Genomic DNA, 7,877 nt, shown 5'->3' with positions numbered 1-7,877 from the left:
CTCTGACAGCCTTCATGGACCAGCTGGGCCGCCGAAAAGCAGTGCTCAACACCATCGCGCTCACGGCGACCCCGCCGTATGATTCCACCCCCAGCGAATGGCAACGCTACGAACAGCTATGCGGCCCTATCGACGAGGAAATCTTCGCCCCCGAACTCGTGGCTGCCGGAAACCTATGCCCGCATCAGGACTACGTCTACGTTACGAAGCCCAGCCAGGAAGAAGAACAGGAAATCGCCGAGCTGCGTCGGCGTGGCAACGAAGTGCTAGTGGGCCTGCAACGGCAGGGCATCTTGGCGCAACTGGCAGAGGACCTCGGGCGGCTCACGGATGAACAGCTGCAGGTCGCCCTCGACGACGAAGAGGATTTCTACGCCCTCAAAATCCTTCTTGCCGCTGCTGGGTACCCGATAGCACCGCATATCCAGGCGATACTCAGCGAAAAGCGCCCGGAACTCGCCGGCGAGCTGGGGTTGCAGTTCGTCATCGACCATCCCGACTTCTTCCGCGCCAGCCCGACGGTGGCCTCCGCTCTGCGGGCGAATAACCTGCTGAACAAGGGGAAGATTTCCGTCACGGGAGAGAAGAAGGTCAATCGGATCCTCACCCACTCCGCGGGTAAGGTCCGCGCCGTCAGTGACATTGCCGAAGAAGAAGTCTCCGCGATGTCCGAAAATCTGCGCATGGTGATCCTCGCGGATTACGTCCAGCGGGATTACCTGTCCAGCGTGGGCAGCGACGATGCCCTGGTCCACGTGGGCGTCATCCCCATTTTCGAAGCACTGCGACGGCGCGTAGGCGGCACCACAAAAATCGCCGCCATCAGTGGCTCAGTAATCGTCATCCCGCGCGCGGCGCTGGACGAGGTGAAGCGTTTCGCGGCGGACCTCGACGGGGAACTCACCGCCGCCAAGGACCTCAATGACGAGTATGTGGAGGTGCGCTTTTCCGGCGGCACGAGGGTGTCTGTGCCCGCCATTACCCGCGCCTTCCAGGAGGGACTGTTCACGATCCTGGTGGGCACCGCCGCCTTGCTCGGGGAGGGGTGGGATTCGCCCTGCGCCAACGCGCTCATCATCGCCAGCTCCGTGCGCGCGTTTATGCTGACGAACCAGATGCGCGGCCGGGTGATCCGGGTGGATCCCGCCGTTCCAGATAAGACCGCGAATATCTGGCACATCGCAACGTGCGAACCTAGCCAAGGCTCCGGGCGCGGGACGTGGCTCGACCAGGTGGCACAGAGCGGGGCACAGACGCTGAACGTCGGGACGGGGGAGTCGCTGGACGTACTGGGCTCACATGACGTGCGCTCGCTGCAGAAGCGCTTCGAGGTCTTCGTAGCGCCGCGCGCCGATGCGCCGGTGATCGAGAACGGCTTCGACCGCTGCTTCGCCGAGCCACCTCTGCGCGCCTACCGCAGCATCGATGCCGCCAACGAACAGATGCTGGCACGGGCCTTCCGTCGGGACCTAATGCGCAACCAGTGGCTAGAAGCCCTAGACATGGGGAATGTGCCGGATGGCCAGCCCTACGAGATGCAGTTCCGCATCGATGTCGAAAAGCCTGCATCGGCCGGGGTGGTGCCTTACCTGGACGTTATCTTGGGCTACATCTTCTTCCTTGCGGTCATGTTCGGCCTGGTAGTGGGGCGAGCCCTTCCGCACCTCCCGGTCGGGGGCCAGTGGCTGGCTTTCGGGGTGCTCGCGCTGCTCGGCGGTGCGGCGGCACTGATGCGCACGCGGAAGGTCCAGCAGCTGACGGATACCACCAAGCGTCTGAAAGCCGAGGCCACGGCTCTGGCACGCACGCTGAGCGCCCTCGGCTTGATCGAAACTCGCAACCTCATGGCCATCGTCGATGAGGGCGCCATCGGGGCGAATGTGCGCCTGTCCGGCGGAACCTTCGCCGAAAGGAAGCTTTTTGCGGACGCCATGACCCAGCTGTCTGGGGAAGTCCGCAACGCGCGCTATCTGATCGCGCCGGCGCACCAAGTCCGCATCCGCGGCATCTTCTGCGCCCAGTCGGTGCCGGACGTGCTCGGCACGCGCCGGGAGAACGTGGATGAGTTCTTGCGCCAACTCCAGCGCGTAGGCCTGCCGATGCGCGGGGTGTACACCCGCAGCCAGGAGGGCCGGGAGTTCCTCTTGCAGGCGCGCAAGCTCAGCGGAACCAACATTGCGGCTCGCTTGGTAAGCCAGACGCGGCGCTACGAGAAGCGGTCACCGTTGGAATTTCCTATTGTCTGACCCCTCACACTATTCTAAGGTGCATGAACGCAGTCCTAGTCGCCGTCGTCGTCATGCTGGCCCTCGCCCTGCTTCGGGTGCATGTGGTTCTGGCGCTTTTCATCGGAGCCATCGTCGGTGGTCTCCTCAGCGGCCTTGGCCTTGATGCCACGATGGTGGCCTTCCAGGAAGGCCTCTCCGGCGGCGCGAAAATCGCGCTTAGCTATGCCCTCCTCGGCGCCTTTGCGATGGCTGTAGCCAGCGCGGGACTGCCCAAGCTTCTGGCGGACTCCCTGCTGGGGAAACTGGGCGTCACTAACGAAGAAACAAAGAGCCGCGCCGTCGCCGTAACGAAATGGTTGATGCTGGCCGGCATCCTCGCTATGGCCGTGATGAGTCAGAACCTCATCCCCGTGCACATCGCGTTTATTCCGCTGATCATTCCACCGCTACTGAGCGTCTTCAACAAACTGCAGCTGGACCGCCGCGCGGTCACCTGTATTTTGACGTTCGGCCTGATCACCACATACATGTGGATCCCGCTGGGCTTCGGATCGATCTTCTTGAACGACATCCTGCTGGGCAATATCGACAACGCGGGTATGAGCACCGATGGCATCAACGTGATGCAGGCGATGGGCATTCCGGCGCTGGGTATGTTCTGTGGTTTGCTGATCGCGGTCTTCATCACCTATCGCAAGCCACGCGAGTACGAAGAACGCCCGATTGTGGAGGTCGAGACCGACCCGGCCGGTGAGGTTTCCCGCTATAAGATCGTCGTCTCCGTCATTGCGATTATCGCCACCTTCGCCGTGCAGGTCGTTATGCAGGCTATGGATATGGAGGCCGATTCGCTGCTGATCGGCGCCCTGGTGGGGCTGACGATCTTCATGGGCACCGGCGCGGTCGATTGGAGGAAGGCCGACGATGTCTTCACTGCCGGTATGCGCATGATGGCTCTGATCGGCTTCATCATGATCACCGCCCAGGGCTTCGCCGCAGTCATGCAGGCCACCGGCGAGGTCGAAAGTCTGGTCACCACCTCCGCCGACCTGTTCGCGGGTAACAAGGCCGCTGCCGCCCTGGTGATGCTGCTGGTCGGCCTGGTGGTCACCATGGGCATTGGTTCGAGCTTCTCCACCCTGCCGATCGTTGCAACGATCTACGTGCCTTTGTGCGCATCGATGGGCTTCTCGCCGCTCGCCACTGTAGCGATTGTGGGTACTGCGGGTGCTCTTGGTGACGCCGGTTCCCCGGCATCCGACTCGACCCTAGGCCCCACGTCGGGTTTGAACGCGGATGGCCAGCACGACCACATCCGGGATTCCGTGATCCCGACGTTCCTGCACTTTAATATTCCGCTGCTGATCGCCGGCTGGATCGCGGCGATGGTTCTGTAGCTGCTGGAACTCACCAGCAGGTAGGGCACTGGTATATAGGGGGCACCAAGGGGGAGGGGACTAGTAGCGCACCACCAGATTGCGTGCGTCCGTCGGCCCCAGCAAGATCTCCGGTGCCAAGCCGAAGTTGGTCCAGCGGGTACGGCTGGCCCAGTCCAGGGCTTCCTCTCCCATGTTGTGGCGGAAGTTCACGGCAATGCCGTCGGAGTAGAAGCGCAGCTGGGTGGCTCCGGTGGGCCAGTTTTTCGCCGCGGGAGTTTCCAGGAATACCGCGTGGGTATCAACGTCTGGCTTATCTCGATGAGCGCGGTGCGTGTGCCCGGCCAGCACCAGCTTCACGCCCGGCGCCGCTTGGATCATCTTTTGCAGCCTGATCAGATCCGGGTCACGCAGAATAAAAGCTGGTCCGGCTGCGTTCGACCAGCCGGCCTCGCGCGTCATGGGGTGGTGCAGCATCAGCACGGTTGGCTTATTCGGATCGCGGCGCAAGAAGCCTTCGATCTGGCGGAATTGCTGTGGCTCGATCCGCCCGCCGGATTTATCCAGCTCCGTGGAATCAATGCCGATCACGCGCACGCCCGCCGGCTCCAGGTCCATCATCCAGGCCTGTTGTCGCGGCTCGAAGACGTCACCGAAGGGGTCGAAGTGTTCTTTGCCGTAGGGGGTGGCGGTTTCGTAGCCGGAGGAGTCGTCGGCTTTGTGCGGCCGGTCATGGTTGCCACGGGTTACGCGCCACGTGCCGGAGAACGTATCCAGCATCTCCTTAGCACGGCGCACTTCGGCCGGGCGGGCTTCACTCGTGACATCGCCATTGACAAACAGGTGCGTAGCGTCGCAATCCTCGGCGGTCTTAATGACCGCGTCCAAGCAAATTTCCGGGTAGGGTGCGGATTTCGGATTGGGTACCGCTGGTGGCGGAAAGCCATCGAACCACAGGCCGTCCTGAGCCTCACCCATGTGCACATCGTTCGCCACGACCACGGTCTGCAGTACCTCGCCGGACAATTCAGGCAAGGTAGTGAACTCCTTCTTCTTTTCCTGGAAGTAGTTGTGAGTCGCATTGGCTTCGATGCCGTGGGAGGAAGCGCTGAAGCGGTACTTGGTCTCCGGCTGTAGGCCTTCGATAGTCATGATGTGGAAGAAGGTGTTCTTTTCCGAGCGCACGACCTTCGTATCCTGCGGGTTGTCTTCCGGCCATACGCGCAGCGTGCCTTCGGTCGGCATACCCACGGGGCGTTCAGCGATGCTCACCTTTGCGTCCCACGTCAGCCAGCTAATCGTCACTGAATCCTCCGTGACAGTGACTACCTGCAGGTCACCGGCAAGAAAAGCGCCGTTGGGGCCGGTGCCCTTGTGGCCCATAACCCAGCCGGTCTCGGAGCTGCCGATATTGCTTGGGGTGAAGCTCGCCGACCCCGCCAAGCTTGGAGTATTAGCGGACCCCAGCGCTGAACTCCCGGCCAACCCACTGCCCGCCAGGCCGGAACTGCCCGTGCCCGGTGCCGCACTAGCCTTCGCAATCGGCCCCACCACGAAGGCTGCAGAACCGGCGCTGAAGCCTAGTGCTTTGAAGAATCGGCGTCGAGAAAAAATACCTTTACTACCCATAAAGGCAGAGGGTAAAAGGTGCGCGTGACTAGCAACCAGCCTAAAGGCAGCGGGTAGGGAAAGGCCGGGCGAATAGTGGGTTAACGGCCAAGGCCGTACCTAGTTAATCTTCTGCTTGTGGCCCGCCCAGGCCTCGTCGCGCAGCTCGTTTTTGCGGACCTTACCCGTGGAGGTGCGAGGGAGTTCGTCGAGGATGCGTACGTCACGCGGCACCTTGTAGCCGGCGATGTGCGCGCGGCAGTAGGCGATCACAGCTTCTTCGAGCGCGTCCTGGTCAACGCCGCGGGCTTCCGGGCGCAGGGTCACGTAGGCGCGCGGGCGTTCGCCCCACTTCTCATCTGGTACGCCGATGACTGCACAGTCGGAGATGTCGGGGTGGCTGATAACGGCCTGTTCGACCTCGATGGTGGATATGTTCTCACCGCCGGAAACCACCACGTCCTTCGCTCGGTCCATCAGCTGGATGTAGCCGTTCGGGTGCATCACGCCGAGGTCGCCGGTGTGGAACCAGCCCCCGCGGAAGGCGTGGGCGGTAGCCTCTTCGTCTTTGAAGTAGCCCGCCATGATGCCGTTGCCAGTCAGGATGATCTCGCCCAGGGTCGCACCGTCGGCAGGCACATCTACCAGCGCTTCGTCTAGCGCTTCGGTCGGCTCGATCACGCGCACGTCTTCGTTGGTGATGGAGGCCACGCCTTGACGCGCCTTTAGAACCGCGCGGCGGCGGACCGTCATGTCCGCCCATTCGGGCTGCGCTTCGCATACGGTGAAGGGACCGTAGCTCTCGGTCAGGCCGTACACGTGGGTGACCTCCACGCCGATGTTTTCGCAGCGGGTGATGGTTGTCGGGCTTGGTGGCGCACCCGCGGTGGTGACGCGCAGGTTGGTCACACGGCGCTTGTTCTCGTCATCCACCAGCGTGTTGAGCACGGCCGGGGCGCCGCACATGGCGGTCACGCCTTCGGTGCGGATCAGCTCCCACATTGCCGGGCCACGCACCGCGCGCAGAGCCACCTGGGTTGCGCTGACGGCCATCGCCGCCCAGCCTGTGCACCAGCCGGAGCAGTGGAACATCGGCAGCGTCCACAAGTACACGGTGTCATGACTGAAGTGCTGTGTGTGTGCCTGCCCTAGCGCGTTAAGGTAAGCGCCACGGTGGGTGTAGATCACACCCTTCGGCTTGCCGGTGGTGCCGGAAGTGTAGTTGATCGCGATGGTTTCGTTCTCGTCGTGCACGCGGTAGGGGAGCGGGTCTTCGTCGCGGTGTCCGGCTAGGTAGTCGCTAAATGTTGTTACTAGTGACGCCCCCTGCGCGTCAGTTTCTCCCTTTTCAACCTGGGGCTCTACGCCGTCCTTGTCGGCGATGTACACAGCTCGGCGCAAGTTTCGCTCACCGCTGGCGAGGATGGGGTCGATCAGTTCCTTCTCGCCGACGAGGACGTCGATGGAGGAGTGGTCGAGGATGTAGTTAACCTCCTTGGGGGCGAGGCGGGTGTTGATCGGCACCGTCACTGCATTCGCCAGCGGCACGGCGAACTGGGCCAGCAGGGCTTCGTAGCTGTTGGAAGCGAGAATGCCTACACGGTCGCCCTCGACGACCTCGTCTGCAAGAAGGGCGTGGGCGAAAGCCTGGGCGTCTTCGTTGAATTCTGCGAAAGTGATGCGCCGCGGTCCGTCGACTGCGGCGATCTTGTTGGGGTGAACCTGTGCGGAGCGTTGCAAGAAGCGCAGAGGAGTGAGTGGAGCGTTTAGGCCGTGCTGCGATGCGAAAGTCATGCTCGCGACTGTAACCCAGATCACTAAACCCTGTGAGGGGTTTTGCTTAATTGAGTTTTGATAGCGTGGGGATCATGAGAAATTTACGATCTGCTAAGAAAATTGTTGGTTCGCAAATTGCTCGTCGCAGTGCCGCAGTAGCAGTGGCATGCGCACTGGGAGTCTCGGCAGCCGCTTGTTCGTCTGAAGATTCGAATGATGGCGCCGCAGAGAAGGAAACTGTCACGTCCACGGTGAAGGAGAGTGCTGAGGAATCTTCCGCCCCAGAGGAGGCGAACCAATCCCGATCTTCTCAAGAAGCTCCCGCGCAGCAGGATTCGGGCAGCAAGCTCCACAGGATCACCGTCGATGGCAAGGAAGTGGATACCAAGCTGTTCTCCCCGGTGCGTTGCGAACTGAATGAGGACGACGGACGCGAAGTGCTAGAGGCCGATTTCGGCAAGGATGACGATGATCGTGATGATCTGGAAATCGATATTTACACAGATCAGCCGGCCCTAGAATCCCTGGACTTCGAATACAAGGGTGTCGAATATGAGATCGATGACGACCATGCCGCCTCGGCCACGGTGAAGCGCCAAGGCGACAACTATGTCGTCGAAGGAAACCCGGTGGAGGACGATTCGAACCGTACGATCGCCCTCACCGTGGAGTTCAACTGCGCCAGCTAGTGGCGGCGTTATAACCCGCTGGTTACAGCGCGCTGCGCCAGGGGTTCTTGGTATCCACCAGGAACTTCTCCACGTCCTCCGGGCGTGCCCGCAGGGTCGGGTCGAAGTCCAGGTAGGCCTTCGTCTCCCGGGCGATGAGCCCGGAGAGAATCAGCATGCCCACCAGGTTCGGCAGCGCCATCAGACCGTTGGCAATGTCC

General features: G+C 61.9%; 5 protein-coding genes and 1 pseudogene. 3 read left to right on the top strand and 3 right to left on the bottom strand.

Annotated elements, in window-relative coordinates:
• Together Q0331_RS01610 and Q0331_RS01605 are read left to right on the top strand one after the other, a co-directional pair.
• The coding region (locus Q0331_RS01610) for a helicase (RefSeq protein ID WP_298074289.1) at window positions 1–2,246 on the top strand (2,246 nt) is incomplete at its 5' end.
• 23 nt (window positions 2,247–2,269) lie between these two features.
• The gene (locus tag Q0331_RS01605) at window positions 2,270–3,625 is read left to right on the top strand and encodes a Na+/H+ antiporter family protein (RefSeq protein WP_298074287.1); all 1,356 of its coding nucleotides are present in this window, start codon (window positions 2,270–2,272) and stop codon (window positions 3,623–3,625) included.
• 60 nt (window positions 3,626–3,685) lie between these two features.
• On the opposite strand, the gene Q0331_RS01600 is transcribed toward Q0331_RS01605, so the two are convergent.
• Window positions 3,686–5,233 carry a metallophosphoesterase gene (locus Q0331_RS01600; RefSeq protein ID WP_298074285.1) on the bottom strand — a complete coding sequence of 516 codons (1,548 nt, stop codon included), beginning with the start codon at window positions 5,231–5,233 and terminating at the stop codon, window positions 3,686–3,688.
• A 99-nt stretch (window positions 5,234–5,332) separates the two neighbouring features.
• Complete coding sequence (locus Q0331_RS01595; protein ID WP_298074283.1) at window positions 5,333–7,006, bottom strand: AMP-binding protein; 1,674 nt, start codon at window positions 7,004–7,006, stop codon at window positions 5,333–5,335.
• A 233-nt stretch (window positions 7,007–7,239) separates the two neighbouring features.
• Here Q0331_RS01595 and Q0331_RS01590 point away from each other — a divergent pair, with 233 nt between their 5' ends.
• Complete coding sequence (locus Q0331_RS01590) at window positions 7,240–7,677, top strand: lipoprotein LpqH (protein ID WP_298074281.1); 438 nt, start codon at window positions 7,240–7,242, stop codon at window positions 7,675–7,677.
• A 22-nt stretch (window positions 7,678–7,699) separates the two neighbouring features.
• On the opposite strand, the pseudogene Q0331_RS01585 reads toward Q0331_RS01590, so the two are convergent.
• Window positions 7,700–7,877 (bottom strand): annotated as a pseudogene (locus Q0331_RS01585) (sodium:alanine symporter family protein); the annotation flags it as partial.

Source organism: uncultured Corynebacterium sp. (assembly GCF_937999985.1).
Taxonomy (GTDB): domain Bacteria; phylum Actinomycetota; class Actinomycetes; order Mycobacteriales; family Mycobacteriaceae; genus Corynebacterium.
Note: the sequence above shows the minus strand (reverse complement) of the source record. Positions and strands in the feature narration are given on the sequence as shown.

What these genes read in the sequence shown, in the direction of transcription:
- Q0331_RS01595 (WP_298074283.1), bottom strand. Translation starts at nt 7,006, where the DNA reads ATGACTTTCGCATCGCAGCACGGCCTAAACGCTCCACTCACTCCTCTG.
- Q0331_RS01605 (WP_298074287.1), top strand. Translation starts at nt 2,270, where the DNA reads ATGAACGCAGTCCTAGTCGCCGTCGTCGTCATGCTGGCCCTCGCCCTG.
- Q0331_RS01600 (WP_298074285.1), bottom strand. Translation starts at nt 5,233, where the DNA reads ATGGGTAGTAAAGGTATTTTTTCTCGACGCCGATTCTTCAAAGCACTA.